Genomic DNA, 16,979 nt, shown 5'->3' with positions numbered 1-16,979 from the left:
TGCCAAACCGCTGAACTTTTAACGCGACCACTCGTCCTGACCGGCCGCACGATACACCGAAATCGCCCCGCGATGCGCGGGTGCCGATTTCCCTGCCAGCCAGGGAACCGCTAGCGCCGTTGCTTGCGTCGGCGCCACTGGCGGCTCACCCACCAGCGCCAGTACAGCATGGTCAACAGGTAGGCCAGGGCGCCCAGGACCACGCCTGTCACCACCGAGCCGAGCAGAAACGGCTGCCACAGCGTGGACATCTGGCTCATGACCCAGTCCCAGCTGTAGGAATCGGGCAGTTGCCGGGGCGGCTGGCCCAACAGCCACGAGCCCACCTTGTACGTGCAATAGAACACCGGCGGTATGGTGATCGGGTTGGTCAGCCACACCAGGCTGACCGCGATCGGCATGTTGCCACGCACCACGATCGCCAGCGCCGCAGCCAGCAGCATCTGCAAGGGAATCGGCATGAAGGCGGCAAACAACCCGACCGCCATGGCCCGGGCCACCGAATGACGGTTCAGGTGCCAGAGGTTGGCGTCATGCAGGAGGCGACCCAGAAATCGCAGCGACTTGTGTTCGCGAATCGTCTCAGGGTCCGGCATGTAGCGCTTGAACAGGCGACGCGGCATAGCGGTCTCGCACATATCTGTCTGGATGTGTCCGGCAGTATGCACAAGTTCCCCGACGTCGGAGCTCAGACTTTGTGACATTTGATAAGGCGCGCCGCGCTGCGATTCCCCTTAGCCTTGGCCGGCGGTTTTTCCAGGGAGGAAGGTATGCGCACGGCGATGTTGGCGCTGGCGACCGGGATGGTGTGTCTGCGCGGGCTGCCAGCCTTGCCGTCGCTGGGCTGGTTGATGGGGATGGCGGCGGTTGCATCGCTATTGCTGATGTCGCGCCGCTGGCACTGCGGGCTGTTTTTGCTGGGGCTGTGCTGGGCGTGTCTGCATGCCCACTGGGCGACGAACGATCAGTTGGCGCGGGCGCTCGACGGACAGACCCTGTGGCTCGAAGGCGAAGTGGTCGGCTTGCCAGCGGCGAACGGCAGCACCGTGCGCTTCGAGCTGACGGATGCCTGGTCGCGCCGCGCGCAGTTGCCGTCACGGCTGCGTCTGGCCTGGTACGGCGGCCCACCGGTGGCCAGCGGCGAACGCTGGCGCCTGGCGGTGAAACTCAAACGCCCGCGTGCGTTGGTCAATCCTGGCGGTTTCGACGCCCAGGCCTGGGCCCTGGCCAAGGGGTTCGGCGCCACGGGCAGCGTCAAGGCCGGCAAGCGGGTGCGTGCAGCCCGCCTGGCCTGGCGCGATGGACTGCGCCAGCGTCTGCTGGCGGTCGACAGCCAACAACAGGGCGGTACCCTGGCCGCCTTGCTGCTGGGTGACGGCTCCGGGGTCTCGCGCCAGCAGTGGGAAGTGCTCCAGGCCACCGGCACCGTGCATCTGTTGGTCATTTCCGGCCAGCATGTCGGCCTGCTGGCGGGGCTGGTGTATGGATTGGTGGCTTTGTTGGCCAAAGTCGGCCTGTGGCCGGCGCGGTGGCCGTGGTTGCCCTGCGCCTGCGTCTTGGCGTTCGCCGCCGCGTTGTCGTACGGATTGCTGGCCGGCTTCCAGGTGCCGGTACGTCGCGCCTGCATCATGATCGGCCTGGTGCTGACGTGGCGGCTGCGCTTTCGCCACCTGGGCGTCTGGTGGCCGCTGCTGCTGGCGTTCACCCTGGTGTTGCTGGTCGACCCACTGGTGAGCCTGCAGCCCGGCTTCTGGCTATCGTTCACTGCCGTGGGGGTGTTGCTGCTGACGTTCTCAGGGCGCCTCGGGGGGTGGCGCTGGTGGCAGGCCTGGACCCGTGCGCAGTGCTGCGTGGCCGTCGGGCTGCTGCCGGTGATGGTGGCCCTGGCCCTGCCGGTCAGTGTCAGCGGGCCGCTGGTCAATTTGCTCGCCGTACCCTGGATCAGCCTCGTGGTACTCCCGGTGGCCATGGCCGGCGCCGTGCTGCTACCGGTGCCCTGGATCGGCGAAAGCCTGTTGTGGCTGGCTGGCGGGGCACTGCGCGGTCTGTTTCAATGGCTGACCTGGACCGCCGAATGGAGTCCTCCCTGGCTGCCGCCCGGCGTGTCGCCAGAAGTGTGGCTGGTGCTCGCGATCGGCATCCTGCTGCTGTTGCTGCCAGCGGGCGTGCCGTTGCGCTGGCTGGGCGTGCCGATGGTCGGGCTGCTGCTGTTCGGCTCGCGTCAGGCGCCGCCCGTGGGCCAGGCCGATATCTGGGTGCTGGACGTTGGCCAGGGCCTGGCGGTGCTGGTGCGCACCGCCCACCACCAAGTGCTCTATGACACCGGTCCTGGGCTGGGCGAAGTCGATGCCGGCGCCAGTGTCGTCGTGCCCAGCCTGGTCGCGCTGGGCGTACGGCGTCTGGATGCGATGATCATCAGTCATGCCCACCTCGATCACTCTGGCGGTGCAGGCTCCGTGCGGCGACGCCTGCCCGTCACCCAGACATTGGCCGGCGAACCCGACGCGCTTCCGGCTGCGTGGCAGGCGCAGCCCTGCAAGCCGGGTCGTAGTTGGGAATGGGATGGGGTCAGGTTCGTGCTGTGGCGCTGGCCGTCGGCGGTGCCCGGCAATCCCGCTTCCTGCGTGCTCTGGGTCGAAGCCAATGGCGAACGGCTGTTGCTCGCAGGCGACATCGACGCGTCGGCCGAAAGGGCCCTGCTCGCTAGTGGTCTGGCGCCTCAGGCGCATTGGTTGCAGGCGCCGCATCATGGCAGCAAGACCTCATCGAGCAAGCCGTTCCTGGAAGCGGTGCAGCCTCACGCCGCGCTGATATCGCGTGGACACGACAACACCTTTGGTCATCCTCACGCTGACGTGCTGGCGCGTTACCAGGCATTGGGCATCACCCCTCACGATACGGCCGAGGCGGGCGCATTGCGCATCCAGCTGGGGGCCTATCGCCCCGTGCAGCGGCAGCGCGACCAGCGACGTTTCTGGCGTGACGCGGCCGTTAAGCCATGAGCTTCCCAGCGGTCATCGCGCACTTCGACCCGCCGCACCCCTATGGTAGAGTGGCGAACTTTTTCGAGGGGATCGCACCTGTGTGGGAATTGGTTAAGTCTGGCGGCTGGATGATGTTGCCAATCATAGTGAGTTCCATCGTTGCGCTGGCCATCATCGCCGAGCGCTTGTGGACCTTGCGTGCCAGCCGCGTCTCGCCCGCCCACCTGGTCGGCCAGGTCTGGCGCTGGAAGAAAGACAAGCAGTTGAGCAAGGAAAAGCTCAAGGAGCTCCGCGCCGACTCGCCCCTCGGTGAAATTCTCGCCGCTGGCCTGGCCAACTCGCGTCATGGCCGTGAAATCATGAAGGAAAGCATCGAGGAAGCCGCCAGCCGCGTCATCCACGAGCTGGAACGCTATATCAGCACCCTGGGCACCATTGCCGCGATGGCCCCACTGCTCGGCCTGCTGGGCACGGTCATCGGCATGATCGAGATCTTCGGCTCGTTCACCGGCGGCGCCGTGAGCGGCAACCCCGGCGTCATGGCCGGCGGTATCTCCAAGGCGCTGGTCACCACCGCGTCCGGCCTGATCGTCGCGATCCCGGCGCTGTTCTTCCATCGCCTGCTGCAGCGCCGCATCGATGAGTTGGTAGTGGGCATGGAACAGGAAGCCATCAAGCTGGTGGAAGTCGTGCAGGGTGATCGCGAGGTCGACCTGGCCGAGGAAAAAGCGTGAAGTTTCGTCGTCGCAGTCGGGAGAACATCGAGCTCAACCTGATCTCGCTGATAGACGTCGTCTTCGTGCTGCTGCTGTTCTTCGTGATCACCACCACGTTCACCCGCGAGACCCAGTTGCGTGTCGAGCTTCCCGAGGCGGTGAATGGCGCGCCGGAGCAGGCCAGCGACCTCAAGCGCATCGACATCGCCATCAGCGCCGAGGGCGTCTACGCGGTCAACAACCAACTGCTGCCCAAGAGCGACCTGCCGACCCTGATCGAGGCCCTGCGTACCGCGTCGGCGGGTGACAGCACGTTGCCCCTGTCGATCAGCGCCGATGGCAAGACGCCCCATCAGGCGGTGATCAGCGCCATGGATGCTGCCGGCAAGCTGGGCTTCAGCCAGATCAGCATGATCACCGTCGAGGCGCAGGCGAATCCCTGATGAGCTTCGCCGACCGCTTGTCCGCCGCCTGGTACACCGGCCATCGTGCGCTGTGGCTGTTGCGTCCGCTGGAATGCCTGTACCGCCACGTCGTGCTGCGCAAGCGGCGGCGCTTCGAGGCCGGGCAGGGCGAGATCTACCGGGCACCGGTGCCGGTGCTGGTGGTCGGCAACATTACCGTTGGTGGCACCGGCAAGACACCGATGATCCTCTGGCTGATCGAGCACTGCCGCGCGCGCGGCCTGCGCGTCGGCGTGGTCAGTCGTGGCTACGGCGCCCAGCCGCCGAGCCTGCCGTGGCGGGTCAGCGCCGATCAGGACGCAGCCGAGGCGGGCGATGAACCGCTGCTGATCGTGCGGCGTAGTGGCGTACCGCTGGTGATCGACCCCGATCGGGGCCGCGCCGTGCGTGCGCTGCTCGAAGCCGAACCCGTGGACCTCGTCCTCAGTGACGATGGCCTGCAGCATTACCGCCTGGCTCGTGACATCGAACTGGTCCTGATCGACGCCGCGCGCGGGCTGGGCAACGGCCGCTGCCTGCCTGCAGGCCCGTTGCGCGAACCCGCCGAACGCCTGCAGACGGTGGATGCCGTGCTGTGCAACGGTACCGCCGACGATTCCCCGCAAGGCTACGGCCTGACCCTGCAAGCCCAGGCGCTGATCAACGTGCGCAGCGGCGAACGCCGACCCTTGAGCCATTTCCCCCCCGGACAGGCCCTTCACGCCGTGGCCGGGATCGGCAATCCGCAACGTTTCTTCGACACCCTGCAGGCGCTACACTGGCAGCCTGTCGCGCACCCTTTCGCCGATCATGCCCGGTTCACGCCCCAGGCCCTGAGTTTCGAGCCGCCGCTGCCGGTGATCATGACCGAGAAGGATGCCGTGAAGTGCCGCGAGTTCGCCGCCGCGGATTGGTGGTACCTGGCCGCCGACGCCCAGCCCTCGCCACGCTTCATCGGTTGGCTCGACCAGCGTCTGACCGACCTTTTGCCCTGATTCCCTGCCTTGAAGGATTTTCCATGGACACCAAATTGCTCGACATTCTCGCCTGCCCGATCACCAAGGGTCCGCTCAAGCTCAGCGCCGACAAGACCGAACTGATCAGCAAGGGCGCAGGCCTGGCGTACCCCATTCGCGACGGCATTCCGGTGATGCTGGAAACCGAAGCCCGCACCCTCACCGACGACGAGCGCCTGGATAAATGAGCACGGCCTTCACTGTCGTGATCCCCGCCCGCTACCAGTCGACGCGCCTGCCGGGCAAGCCGCTGCAGATGATCGCTGGCAAGCCGATGATCCAGCATGTCTGGGAGCAGGCCTGCAAGAGCACCGCTGCGCGGGTGGTGGTCGCCACCGACGACGGTCGCATCGAGTCCGCCTGCCGTGCCTTCGGCGCCGAAGTGGTGATGACCCGTCCTGACCACGAGTCCGGCACCGACCGCCTGGCCGAGGTCTGCCAGGTGCTGGGCCTGGATGCCGACGCGATCGTGGTCAATGTGCAGGGCGACGAGCCGTTGATTCCGCCCGTGGTGATCGACCAGGTGGCGGCCAATCTCGCCGCCAGTCGCGAGGCCGCCATGGCGACCTTGGCCGAGCCGATCGCAGACGTGGAGGCGCTTTTCAACCCCAACGTGGTCAAGGTCGTCACGGACCTTAACGGCCTGGCGCTGACCTTCAGCCGCGCACCGCTGCCCTGGGCTCGCGATGACTTCGCCAACGATCGCGACGTCCTGCCAGCCCAGGTGCCCTATCGTCGTCACATCGGCATCTATGCCTACCGTGCCGGCTTCCTGCAGGATTTCGTGCAGTGGGGTCCTTGCTGGCTGGAAAGCACCGAGCGCCTGGAGCAGCTGCGTGCGCTCTGGCACGGTGTGCGCATCCATGTCGCCGACGCCGTGCAGGCGCCACCCGCCGGTGTCGACACCGCCGAAGACCTTGAGCGCGTGCGGCGCCTGCTGGCGTCATGAGTCTGGACATCCGCGCCAACCAGTCGCTCAAGCCCTACAACACGTTCGGCATCGACGTTCGAGCGGCGTTCTTCGTCTCCGTGCACAGCGATGGCGAACTGGAGCAGGCACTGGCGTGGGCGGCGACGAGGAATCTGCGCGTGCTGGTCATCGGTGGCGGCAGCAACCTGCTGCTGACCACTGACTTGAGCGAGCTGCTGGTGGTGCGCATGGACAATCGTGGCATCCGTGTGCTCGAAGAAAATGGCGATCAGGTATTGCTGGAAGCCGAAGCCGGCGAGCCTTGGCATCCTTTCGTGTTGCAGACGCTCGAGCTGGGTCTGGCGGGGCTGGAAAACCTCAGCCTGATCCCCGGCACCGTGGGCGCGGCACCGATGCAGAACATTGGGGCCTACGGTGTCGAGATCAAGGACGTGTTCGCCGGCCTGACCGCGCTGGACCGGGACACGCTGCAGGTCCGCGACTTCAGTGTCACCGACTGCGCCTTCGGCTATCGCGACAGCGTGTTCAAGCGCCAGCCCGGACGCTGGGTGATCCTGCGTGTGCGTTTCAAGCTGTCGCGTTCGGCGCCGGTGCATCTGGACTACGGCCCTGTGCGTCAACGATTGGCCGACCAGGGTATCCAGCACCCCACGCCCAAGGACGTCAGTGCCGCCATCTGCAGCATTCGTCGAGAGAAGCTTCCCGATCCTGCCGAGCTGGGCAACGCCGGCAGCTTCTTCAAGAATCCGGTAGTGACCGCGCCGATGCTGGACGCCATTCGCCGCGAGCACCCTGATGCAGTGGCCTATCCCCAGGCCGATGGGCTCTTCAAGCTGGCGGCCGGCTGGTTGATCGAGCGCGCAGGCTGGAAAGGCTATCGCGACGGCGACGCTGGCGTGCACCGCTTGCAGTCGCTAGTGCTGGTCAACTACGGCGGCGCCTCAGGCAAGCAGCTGTATGCGCTGGCTCAGCGGATCCAGGACGATATCCAGTCGCGCTTTGGCGTAGCGCTGGAAATGGAACCCAACCTGTATTGATCGCGACGCCATTCCATCTGCAGTGCGCCATGTGATCACCGGAGCTCAACGACATGTCAGCCATCATTGCACCTTGCGCCCTGATCCTCGCTGCGGGAGAGGGTCGGCGTTTTCAGGAAGCGGCAGGGCAGGGCAGCGACAAACTGCTCGCTCGATGTCGAGGGTTGGATGGCATCGAGCGCAGTGTCATCGAGCAGGTGCTGCGCAATCTCGGCGAGGCAGTCGAGCGTCGTGTGCTGGTCACCCGTACGCACAAGACACAAGTGATAGAGGTCGCCCAGGCTTACGGCTGCGAAGTGGTGCTGCTCGACTCCGCAGGCATGGGCGACAGCCTGCGCACCGGCGTCGAAGCCAGTGCCAACGCCGATGGCTGGCTGGTGTGCCTGGGCGACATGCCGTTCGTGACCGCTGGCACCTTCGCCAAGGTGCGCCGGTCCATGGCGCCGGAGCGCATCAGCATCGCCCATGGCCCGCAAGGGCAGGGGCACCCGGTGGGCTTTGGCCGCGCTTTCCGCGAACAGCTGCTGGTGTTGCGTGGCGATCAAGGTGCACGACGACTGTTTGCCGAAGAACACCTGCATCGTGTGGCGTGCGATGACCTGGGTATCTACCGCGATGTGGATCGGCCTGACGACCTGATTGAATAATCAGCGGTCGGGTAAAACGCAGGCAACAAAAAAGGCCACTTTTTCAAGTGGCCTTCTTCGTTGTTTGGTTGCGGGAGCCGGATTTGAACCGACGACCTTCGGGTTATGAGCCCGACGAGCTACCAGACTGCTCCATCCCGCGTCTGTGTGGGCTATTCTACAGCGCGGCGCGCGCTTGTCAAACCTTGATTTCGAGAAAACTCTTTTCCATCAATCGCTTAGCTTTGCCAATGGCCTGAAGAGGCAGGCGGGACGGGGCTTTCAGCGGTATTTCCGATGTTTTTTCGATGAGCCGAAACAGCGCCGTCAGGCTTTGGTGATGGCGCTTACTGCTGCGAGTGGGATAATACCGTGGTATGTGTACGATCCATTACCCGCCCGGTACCTCGCCCAGACCATGACGCAGCGCAAGATCATCCATGTCGACTGTGACTGCTTCTACGCCGCCATCGAGATGCGTGACGACCCGCGGCTGGCCGGCAAGCCCCTGGCCGTCGGCGGCTCCGCGGAGCGTCGCGGCGTGATCGCCACCTGCAACTACGAGGCGCGCGCCTATGGCGTGCGCTCGGCCATGAGTTCACGTCATGCGGTCAAACTTTGTCCTGACCTGACCATCGTCAAGCCCCGCATGGATGCCTATAAAGAAGCATCGCGGGAGATTCAGGGCATCTTTCGCGAGTACACCGACCTGATCGAGCCGCTGTCACTGGACGAGGCTTACCTCGACGTCTCCGACTGCCCGCATTTTTCCGGCAGTGCCACGCGTATCGCCCAGGACATTCGGCGCAAGGTTTCCAAGCGTCTGCACATCACGGTTTCGGCCGGGGTGGCGCCGAACAAGTTTCTGGCCAAGATTGCCAGCGACTGGCGCAAGCCCGACGGGCTGTTCGTCATCACCCCGCCACAGGTCGAGGACTTCGTTGCCGCCTTGCCGGTTACCAAACTGCACGGCGTGGGCAAGGTCACTGCGGACAAGCTGGCGCGCTTGGGCATCGACAGCTGCCTGGAGTTGCGTGAGTGGAGCAAATTGGCGCTGGTGCGCGAATTCGGCAGCTTCGGCGAGCGCCTCTACAGCCTGGCCCGTGGTATCGACGATCGTGTGGTGCAGAACGATAGCCGGCGGCAGTCCATCAGCGTGGAAAACACGTATGAGGCAGACCTTCCGGACTTGGCCAGCTGCCTGGGCAAGCTTCCGGAGCTGATGCAGACCCTGGCCGAACGCATCGGCCGGATCGACAGCAGCTATCGCCCCGGCAAGCCGTTCGTCAAAGTGAAGTTCCACGACTTCACCCAGACCACCCTGGAGCAGGCCGGGGCGGGCCGGGATCTGGAAAGCTACCAGCAGCTATTGGGTCAAGCGTTCGCCCGGGGCGGCAAGCCGGTGCGGCTGTTGGGCATCGGCGTGCGTCTGCTGGACCTGCGTGGCGCTCACGAGCAGCTGGAGCTGTTCAGCGAGCGCTGATCGGCGGGCTCAGGTCCCAGGATCGGCAACCAGTCGCCCGGTTTCCTTGCGCAGCGACTTGAGGAAATCCTGCTGCAATTCAGGGTCGTTGCGGGTCAATTCGATCAGGCTCTGTTCCAGCTCACTGGCTTCATCTTCCAGACCCAGTTCAGCCAGTCGCTTGACCCGAAACACCCACTGACCCACCTCGTCGCCTTCCAGGTCATCGAAAATCAGCCTGTGTGCTTCGGCAAGCTTGCCGCGCAGATCCGGGCTGACCGGCAGCAGGGCGCTGGCGCGGGTCTGGCTGTCCTCATCCACCACGCTCAGCTGCAAGCGCGTGACACGGGTCAGATCCTGTTCGGCGAACGGGCTGTCCAGCAGGTTGATGCGCAACACGCCGTTAGCATCGGTCTCCAGGTCGAAGGTCTTGCGACCGGTGCCGACCTGAACGGGCCGCTCGCTCCAGGGCGTGCTGTTGTGCTCCACGCGCTTGTCGGTCTGCACCTCGTCGATGCTAGCCAGGTTCTGCTCGGCGCGGCCGTTGGATTGCACGTTCATGAACGGATTGAGACCGGCAAATCCATAGCTGACCCAATCCTTGGTAACGCTATCGGGCAAGCTGCCGAATGTTGCCACGTTCACCACATTGGCGCCCACGCCCGCCACCACGGCAACTGCGCCCAGCGGAATCTCGTAGACCTCACGCCAGGGTTGATAGGGAGTGTAGCGATCGTAGTGACGGGTGGTCTCGAACGCCGTGACTTCGAAGTCCTTGAGTTCGCGAATGCGCACGCGGCGTTGCGGTGTCTGCAGGACCTCGGGCTTGCCCAGGTCGATCTGCAGGTTGTGTTCGAGCAGCTTGCGCTCGATCCGCTCTTCGTGTTCGTTGCGCTGCGACATCTGGTTGGCACAGCCACTGACCAGCAGGGTGCTGCACAGGGCAGCACCCCCGAGGGCCATGGTAGTTCGCTTGAACATGGTTTCTCGAGTCTGTCAGCGGCGCACGCGAGCCTGGATGAAAGACAGGACTTCGTCGACAGGCAAAGCCTGGGCTGCGTCCTCGGTACGGCTCTTGTATTCCAGGTTGCCTTCGGCCAGGCCGCGGTCGCTGATGACGATCCGGTGAGGAATGCCGATCAGCTCCATGTCGGCGAACTTGATGCCGGGGCTGGTCTTCTTGTCGCGGTCGTCCAGCAGCACTTCGAAACCCGCTTCGGTCAGTTGCGCGTACAACCGATCGGTGGCCTCGCGGACCTGTTCGGTTTCGTAGCGCAGCGGTACCAGTGCCACCTGGAAGGGCGCCAGGGTGTCGCTCCAGATGATGCCCCCGGCATCGTTGTTCTGCTCGATGGCCGCTGCGACCACGCGCGATACGCCAATCCCGTAGCAGCCCATGGCCAGAGTCACCGGCTTGCCGTTCTCGCCAAGTACCTGGCACTTCATGGCTTCGCTGTACTTGGTGCCCAGCTGGAAGATATGACCTACCTCGATACCACGTTTGATGGTCAGGGTGCCCTGGCCATCCGGGCTGGCGTCGCCGTCAACCACGTTGCGCAGATCGGCCACCTCAGGCAGCGGCAGATCGCGTTCCCAGTTGACGCCGAAGTAATGCTTGTCGTCGATGTTGGCGCCTACGCCGAAATCGCTCATGAAGGCGACGGAGCGATCGATGATGCACGGCAGGGGCAGGTTCAGCGGGCCCAGGGAACCTGCACCTGCACCGATGGCCTCACGCAGTTCGGCTTCGCTGGCCATGACCAGCGGGCTGGCGACCTGAGGCTGATTGGCCGCCTTGATCTCGTTCAGCTCATGATCGCCACGGATGACCAAGGCAATCAACTTGCCTTCTTCGGCGGCATGCACCACCAGCGTCTTGACGGTTTTCTCGATCGGCAGGCCGAAGTTTTCCACCAATTGCGCGATGGTCTTGGCATTGGGCGTGTCGACCAGGCGCAGTTCCTCCTGCGCAGCGCCACGCTCGGTCTCGCGTGGAATCGCTTCGGCCTTCTCGATGTTGGCCGCGTAGTCGGACGTATCGCTGAACACGATGTCGTCTTCGCCAGACTCTGCCAGCACATGGAACTCGTGGGAGCCGGCGCCGCCGATAGAGCCGTTGTCGGCTTCCACAGCGCGGAACTTCAAGCCCAGGCGAGTGAAGATGTTGCTGTAGGCCTGGTGCATGCGGTCGTAGGTGACCTGCAGCGACGGTTGGTCGGCATGGAAGGAGTAAGCATCCTTCATGATGAATTCGCGGCCACGCATCAGGCCGAAGCGCGGACGGATCTCGTCACGGAATTTGGTCTGGATCTGGTACAGATTGATGGGCAGCTGTTTGTAGCTGTTCAGCTCGTTGCGCATCAGGTCGGTGATGACTTCTTCATGGGTAGGGCCTGCACAGAACTCACGGTCGTGGCGGTCCTTCAGGCGCAGCAGTTCAGGACCGTACTGCTCCCAGCGACCCGATTCCTGCCACAGTTCTGCCGGCTGGATACCCGGCATCAGCACCTCGAGGGCACCGGCGGCGTCCATTTCCTCGCGCACGATCCGCTCAACCTTGCGCATCACCCGAAGACCCATCGGCAGCCACGTGTACAGGCCCGAGGCGAGCTTGCGGATCATGCCGGCACGCAGCATCAGCTGGTGGCTGATCACGACGGCATCGGAAGGGGTTTCTTTCTGTGTGGCGAGCAGATATTGACTGGTGCGCATGGTTGACCGTTGTCTTGGCGAAATTTTATCGAGGCCTGGCATTGTACGGGCGTGATTGGACGACGTACAGGCATAGGGCCGCGCTTTGCGGAGCACGGGAACCCAGACGCAGAAAAGCCCGGCGGGGCCGGGCTTTTCAAGGGTGCAGCTACCCGCAGCGAATTACATGATGCTGAGCGGATACTCGACGATGAAGCGCAGATCGTTGTTCGACGGACCGTAGTCGGCGTCGTAGGCGTTGTTGGCGCGGTAGACGGCGCTACGCAGGCGGAAGGACATGTCCTTGATCGGGCCCTGCTGAACCACGTACTTGGTCTCGAAGTCCCACTCGTGCTCTTTGCCTTCTTCGCCGTTGCTGGCTTCGATGTTGTCGCCAGTGATGTAGCGAGTCATGAAGCTCAGGCCCGGTACGCCGTAGGTAGCCATGTTGAGGTCGTAGCGAACCTGCCACGACTTCTCTTCGGCGCCGACGAAGTCGGAGTACTGCACGGAGTTGTTCAGGAACACGGTGCCGCCGCCGTCCACGCCGTAGGCGTAACCGGTGTCACCGGAGCTGCGCTGGTAGCCCAGGGTGAACTTGTGCGCGCCCAGGCTATAGGCAACCGCGGTGCTCCAGATCTTGTTGTCGACGTCGCCGCCCAGGTCTTCGCCCTGGCTCTTGGTGCGATAGGCGTTGAAGTCGAAGTTCAGCGACTGCAGATCGTCGATCGGCAGGGTGTAGTTAAGGTTGACGTACTGACGCTTCCAGTAGTCTTCCACGTCGGACGCTGCAACCGTACCGGTGAAGTTCTTGGTGAAGGCGTAGGTGGCGCCGGCGATGTCGGCGGACTTCAGGCCCAGGGAGTCGCGACCCATGCCGGTCTGTGCGCTCATCGAGGTGAAGCGGCCGATGTTCAGGGTCAGGTCCTGAATTTCGTTGCTGGTGATCGAGGTGCCGGTGGCGACTTCAGGCAACAGACGACCGTCATCGGTCGCGAAGACCGGGCTGGCGACGATCTGTTGGCCGTATTTGAGCACGGTATTGGAGAAGCGGAACTTGACGGCCGCGCCACCCTTGGTCTGGCTGTGCTCCAGGTTGCCTTCGTCATCGGCTGCGAACAGGCCGTTGCTGCGGCGACCGGTACCGCCGTCCAGACGTACCGAACCAAAGCCCATTGCATCCACACCTGCACCGATGGTGCCCTGGGTGAAGCCCGACTCGTAGAACATCTGGGCGCCAAGACCGGTGTCTTCGCGATAGCCCTTGTCGCTGCCAGCGGTAGGATTGCCCGCGCCGTGCTTGTAGTCACGGTTCATGTACAGGGCGCGCAGCTTGAGGTTCAGGGTGCTGTCTTCCACGAAACCCTTGGAATCGTCCTGGGCGGACGCCAAAGCCAACTGCGAGGTGCCGGCTGTTACAGCCAGTGCGATCATGCTCCACTTCATCACGCGCATCGTGATTTGCTCCTTTGGTTTTAAGAAGAGTAACCACTGCCTCACCTGTTTTTTTATCTGAGGCAGTTCTTTCTTTTTATGACGGCGCGGAACGTATACCACGCCAGCCATGTTGGCGATACTTTCAAGTTCGCGCTTGCAACTGCACTTCGCTTGCGCGTGTGCACTAACGCTGTTTCATCCGTCTTGCCTTTATGCACTGCCGTGAATTGAGTCGTTGACAATGCCAAGTTGCAAATGCATGAAAACGTCATACGGCGGTTTACTGTTTGTCCCCGGGTATCGTCTTCCCACGTCCCCGCTGAACCTTGCGATGATGAATGCAACAAGCGTGCACAAACGTGCCAGGCCTTCACATATTTTTCACTTTTCTTGCTTCTCCTCGGCGAAGCCCACGGGAATCCAGCCTGTCGAGCCATGTCCTGTTTTTTCGGTCACTGTGTCGTGATTGCGATCGCCTCCCATTTCGCAGCGCAAACGTTACCGTAGGGTGACAAGAGTGGGTAGATTCCGAAGTCTGCGTGCACCGACAGCGTCCCTGGTGGATCTTTTTGGTGCGAAAAGTGACGTCTCGAATCGCAAGGCTAGCCCAGCTTATGAAATTGGCAACGTGGCGCTGGCCTAAAGAAGTACCGCTGGTCAGGTAGTTACGTGTAGTACTGAATGGAACGCGTGAAGTCCGCACAGGGCGTGCCGCTCAGGGTTGAACGAGGCGGGCGATCCTGGGGCGAAGGGCACCAGGACTGTGCCCTGTTCCGGGCATACTGACGGGCTCGCGTGGCGCAGTAGATCAGCTGAATGTGCGACAACCTCGAAAAAAAGCGACCGGGCACGGTATCCTTGATGCTCGATGATTCGTGGCCATGGCCCGGTCCCCCATCCCGCTTTTTGGAGAACGCCCGTGTTCAGCCTGGATGCCCGACTTGCCCAAGACACTCATGTCCTGGGTGACTTCCCACTGTGTCGTCTGCTGCTCAGCAATGATGCCAACTATCCCTGGTTCATTCTGGTGCCACGTCGTCCCGATATCAGCGAAGTCTTCCAGTTGAACGAGGCGGACCATCAAACGCTGTGGAATGAAACTCATGCCTTGGCGAAGTTGCTTCACCAAGGCTATGCCGCCGACAAGATCAATATTGCCACCCTGGGCAATGTAGTCAGCCAGTTGCACATGCATGTAATCGTCCGGTATCGCGCCGATGCCGCCTGGCCTGCGCCGGTCTGGGGCAAGTTGCCAGCCGTACCCTATACCGCTGAGCAGCTGGCATCGGTTCGTGAAAAACTGGCAAGCCTGCTGGGCGACGAATTCGTTTTCGCGGAGGGCAGCGCATGAGCCTCGAAGATCGAGTGATGGAGCTGGAGACGCGCCTGGCGTTTCAGGATGACACCTTGTCCTCGCTCAGCGACGAGTTGATCCTGCAGCAGCGGGCCATCGAGCGCCTGCAGATGCAGCTCGCAGCCTTGCTCAAGCGGCAGGAAGAAATGGTCGGCCAGTTCGAGACGGCCACTCAAGAAGCGCCGCCGCCTCATTATTGAGATTTTTTCGAGGCAATAAAAAACGCGGGCAGTGCCCGCGTTTTTTGTTGCCTGCTGGATTCAGCGACGTGGCGATGCCGCAATCACGTCTTCGGCCTGCAGCCCCTTGTCACGGTTCATCACCGAAAACTCGACGCGCTGGCCTTCGACCAATACCCGATGACCTTCGCCACGAATGGCACGAAAATGCACAAAGATGTCGTCGCCCGAGTCACGCGAAATGAAGCCGAAGCCTTTGGACGTGTTGAACCACTTCACGGTGCCCGTATCGCGGTTGGTCATGTCGTACTGCACGGCGCTGGGCGCCGGTGACGCACGGTAGAAGCTGATCGACAGGTGCGCCAGGCACGCGAGCAGTGCGCACAGCAGACCCGGCAGGATGCCGATGGCCGGCAGCGGTACCAGCAATGTCAGGGTCTGGGTGATCACCGAGGCGACCAGCAGGACACTGACCAGGTTTTGCAACAGATGACGTGGACCTTTGTTCCAGCGTGGTATCACTGGAGCCAAAAGCAGATTGAGCAGACCGAACAGCGCCAGGTAGATTGCGTCGGGTTGTTGCAGGTAAGGCGCTACATCGGCCCGCAGGCTTGGTATGAAGGACAGCAGCACGGCCGCTGCGCCCGTCAGGAGGTGGACGATTTTCAACATTTGATTGGCTCACTCTAAGATCAGGCATACAGGAAGAGCTGATACCGCACCACGCACAGCGTTGGGGTGACAAGAATTGCCGGGCATCTGCAGGGATCAGCCTATGCACCGCGGCTTGATGAATCGCCGGGCGACACGCGGCCTATTTAACAGCAAAGCCGGATCCTTCTCAAATCGGCCAGAGTGCCGCCCACCGCCGTCGGGCGGATAGTCGACACAAAGCGAGCAAGGCAAAGGCTGCGCGGGTCGATGGGTCTTGGTAAAGTGGGCGTCCACCAGTGGGGTGTATATTCATCGTCTACAAGGACATTACATGGCAATCGATATTGGCATCAGCGAAGAAGATCGCAAATCGATCGTGGACGGCTTGTCCCGTCTGCTCTCCGACACCTACGTGCTCTACCTCAAGACCCACAACTTCCACTGGAACGTCACCGGCCCGGCTTTCCGTACGCTGCACCTGATGTTCGAAGAGCAGTACACCGAACTGGCGCTGGCGGTGGACTCCATTGCCGAGCGTATTCGTGCCCTGGGCTTCCCGGCGCCCGGTGCGTATTCCATCTATGCCCGTCTGTCTTCGATCAAGGAAGAAGAGGGCGTGCCCTCGGCCCAGGACATGATCCAGCAACTGGTCGAAGGTCAGGAAGCCGTTACCCGTACTGCCCGAGGCATCTTCCCGCTGCTGGACAAGGTCAGTGACGAGCCGACGGCCGACCTGCTGACCCAGCGCATGCAGGTGCATGAGAAGACCGCCTGGATGCTGCGTTCGCTGCTCGAAGGCTGATCCTTTTTGGTGCGGCGGCACCCGCGCCAGCAGGGTGTCCGCCGTATCGATCCTGGCGCTTTGCGCCCGGTCGAAGCATGGTTCGCTCCTACGCAACGACGCCGCCCTTCGCACACCTGCAACTCTTTATTCCTCTGTCGGCATCGCGCCTCGATACGCTTCCATAGATCCGTCAGCACACCTCCAGGGTTGGAGGTGGCGATCATCAAGGAGGCACGGATCCATGGAAGGAAACATCATCACCCGAGCACGACAGCTCGACCGATCGAGCAGGCTTGCCGTCGATCCCTACGCAGAAAACTTCGACATGGGCATGGCTCGACCCGTCTCCCGCTCGGTTCGCCTGAACGGGTTCGCCACGTGCCTGCGTCTGGAACGGATCTACTGGGAGATCCTGGAGCGCATCGCCCTGGCCAATGAGTGCACGGTGAACGCACTGCTTTCCTATGTCGACCGCGAAGTCCACCTGCGCCACGGCGGCGTGAAGAATTTCAGCGGGCTGGTGCGCGTGGTCTGCGTCACTCACCTGATGGGGCGCGATCGTGCGTCGTCTGTTACCTTGGACGGCTGCGCGGCGCCGATTAACCGGATATAATCCCGCGTTTCACCCTGGCGCCGCTCGCGCCGCGGTTATTTGGTTGCCGAGA

18 protein-coding genes and 1 tRNA gene are annotated in these 16,979 nt (G+C 62.9%); 13 read left to right on the top strand and 6 right to left on the bottom strand.

The annotated features are described in order from the left end of the window. Positions 1-110: 110 nt before the first annotated feature. Positions 111-623, bottom strand: coding sequence for a DUF2062 domain-containing protein (locus ASF66_RS07970; RefSeq protein ID WP_056843370.1), 513 nt, complete (start codon positions 621-623; stop codon positions 111-113). A gap of 147 nt (positions 624-770) precedes the next feature. Between ASF66_RS07970 and ASF66_RS07965 the strand changes: the two genes are divergently transcribed. From ASF66_RS07965 to ASF66_RS07930, 8 genes are all read left to right on the top strand, one after another. Further along, positions 771-3,002, top strand: a complete 2,232-nt coding sequence (locus ASF66_RS07965) for a DNA internalization-related competence protein ComEC/Rec2 (protein ID WP_056843369.1) — start codon at positions 771-773, stop codon at positions 3,000-3,002. An 80-nt stretch (positions 3,003-3,082) separates the two neighbouring features. Then, positions 3,083-3,718 (top strand): MotA/TolQ/ExbB proton channel family protein, encoded by a 636-nt coding sequence (locus tag ASF66_RS07960; protein ID WP_056843478.1) that lies wholly within the window; start codon positions 3,083-3,085, stop codon positions 3,716-3,718. Then, complete coding sequence (locus ASF66_RS07955; RefSeq protein WP_056843368.1) at positions 3,715-4,143, top strand: ExbD/TolR family protein; 429 nt, start codon at positions 3,715-3,717, stop codon at positions 4,141-4,143. Before ASF66_RS07960 ends, ASF66_RS07955 begins: the two co-directional genes overlap by 4 nt. Further along, positions 4,143-5,138, top strand: coding sequence for a tetraacyldisaccharide 4'-kinase (lpxK, locus tag ASF66_RS07950; RefSeq protein WP_056843367.1), 996 nt, complete (start codon positions 4,143-4,145; stop codon positions 5,136-5,138). Before ASF66_RS07955 ends, lpxK begins: the two co-directional genes overlap by 1 nt. A gap of 23 nt (positions 5,139-5,161) precedes the next feature. Further along, positions 5,162-5,347 carry a Trm112 family protein gene (locus ASF66_RS07945; RefSeq protein WP_049861532.1) on the top strand — a complete coding sequence of 62 codons (186 nt, stop codon included), beginning with the start codon at positions 5,162-5,164 and terminating at the stop codon, positions 5,345-5,347. Next, positions 5,344-6,108: a 3-deoxy-manno-octulosonate cytidylyltransferase gene (gene kdsB / locus ASF66_RS07940; RefSeq protein ID WP_056843366.1), complete on the top strand. Its 765-nt coding sequence runs from the start codon at positions 5,344-5,346 to the stop codon at positions 6,106-6,108. The genes ASF66_RS07945 and kdsB overlap by 4 nt, the downstream gene beginning before the upstream one ends. After that, entirely contained in the window at positions 6,105-7,127 is a 1,023-nt protein-coding gene (murB, locus tag ASF66_RS07935; protein ID WP_056843365.1) for a UDP-N-acetylmuramate dehydrogenase, read from the top strand. The genes kdsB and murB overlap by 4 nt, the downstream gene beginning before the upstream one ends. Before the next feature lie 53 nt (positions 7,128-7,180). Then, entirely contained in the window at positions 7,181-7,774 is a 594-nt protein-coding gene (locus ASF66_RS07930; RefSeq protein WP_056843364.1) for a nucleotidyltransferase family protein, read from the top strand. 65 nt (positions 7,775-7,839) lie between these two features. On the opposite strand, the gene ASF66_RS07925 is transcribed toward ASF66_RS07930, so the two are convergent. Next, positions 7,840-7,916, bottom strand: a tRNA-Met gene (locus ASF66_RS07925). A gap of 255 nt (positions 7,917-8,171) precedes the next feature. Here ASF66_RS07925 and dinB point away from each other — a divergent pair. Beyond that, the gene (gene dinB / locus ASF66_RS07920; protein WP_049861528.1) at positions 8,172-9,236 is read left to right on the top strand and encodes a DNA polymerase IV; all 1,065 of its coding nucleotides are present in this window, start codon (positions 8,172-8,174) and stop codon (positions 9,234-9,236) included. A 9-nt stretch (positions 9,237-9,245) separates the two neighbouring features. Here the strand turns inward: dinB and ASF66_RS07915 are convergent, their stop codons facing one another. The 3 genes from ASF66_RS07915 to ASF66_RS07905 form a co-directional block, all read right to left on the bottom strand. Continuing rightward, positions 9,246-10,196 carry a hypothetical protein gene (locus ASF66_RS07915; RefSeq protein WP_056843363.1) on the bottom strand — a complete coding sequence of 317 codons (951 nt, stop codon included), beginning with the start codon at positions 10,194-10,196 and terminating at the stop codon, positions 9,246-9,248. Positions 10,197-10,211: 15 nt separating this feature from the next. Next, complete coding sequence (locus tag ASF66_RS07910) at positions 10,212-11,927, bottom strand: proline--tRNA ligase (protein WP_049861526.1); 1,716 nt, start codon at positions 11,925-11,927, stop codon at positions 10,212-10,214. Between the two features lie 162 nt (positions 11,928-12,089). After that, on the bottom strand, positions 12,090-13,361 hold the full coding sequence (locus ASF66_RS07905; protein ID WP_049861525.1) for an OprD family porin: 1,272 nt from the start codon (positions 13,359-13,361) through the stop codon (positions 12,090-12,092). Between the two features lie 901 nt (positions 13,362-14,262). Between ASF66_RS07905 and ASF66_RS07900 the strand changes: the two genes are divergently transcribed. Next, on the top strand, positions 14,263-14,694 hold the full coding sequence (locus tag ASF66_RS07900; RefSeq protein ID WP_056843362.1) for an HIT domain-containing protein: 432 nt from the start codon (positions 14,263-14,265) through the stop codon (positions 14,692-14,694). Further along, entirely contained in the window at positions 14,691-14,897 is a 207-nt protein-coding gene (locus tag ASF66_RS07895) for a SlyX family protein (RefSeq protein WP_049861523.1), read from the top strand. Before ASF66_RS07900 ends, ASF66_RS07895 begins: the two co-directional genes overlap by 4 nt. Before the next feature lie 60 nt (positions 14,898-14,957). Here ASF66_RS07895 and ASF66_RS23095 read toward each other — a convergent pair whose 3' ends face one another. Further along, on the bottom strand, positions 14,958-15,548 hold the full coding sequence (locus ASF66_RS23095) for a cold-shock protein (RefSeq protein ID WP_049861522.1): 591 nt from the start codon (positions 15,546-15,548) through the stop codon (positions 14,958-14,960). A gap of 313 nt (positions 15,549-15,861) precedes the next feature. On the opposite strand from ASF66_RS23095, the gene ASF66_RS07885 reads away from it, so the two are divergent. Both ASF66_RS07885 and ASF66_RS07880 read left to right on the top strand, forming a co-directional pair. After that, on the top strand, positions 15,862-16,332 hold the full coding sequence (locus tag ASF66_RS07885; protein WP_043187180.1) for a Dps family protein: 471 nt from the start codon (positions 15,862-15,864) through the stop codon (positions 16,330-16,332). Between the two features lie 223 nt (positions 16,333-16,555). Next, complete coding sequence (locus ASF66_RS07880) at positions 16,556-16,927, top strand: ribbon-helix-helix domain-containing protein (RefSeq protein ID WP_056843361.1); 372 nt, start codon at positions 16,556-16,558, stop codon at positions 16,925-16,927. Positions 16,928-16,979: the final 52 nt, after the last annotated feature.

The sequence above is a fragment of the Pseudomonas sp. Leaf129 genome, assembly GCF_001423465.1.
Classification (GTDB): Bacteria; Pseudomonadota; Gammaproteobacteria; order Pseudomonadales; family Pseudomonadaceae; genus Aquipseudomonas; species Aquipseudomonas coleopterorum.
The sequence above is the reverse complement of the archived record's forward strand: the minus strand, read 5'-3'. Positions and strand labels throughout refer to the sequence as shown.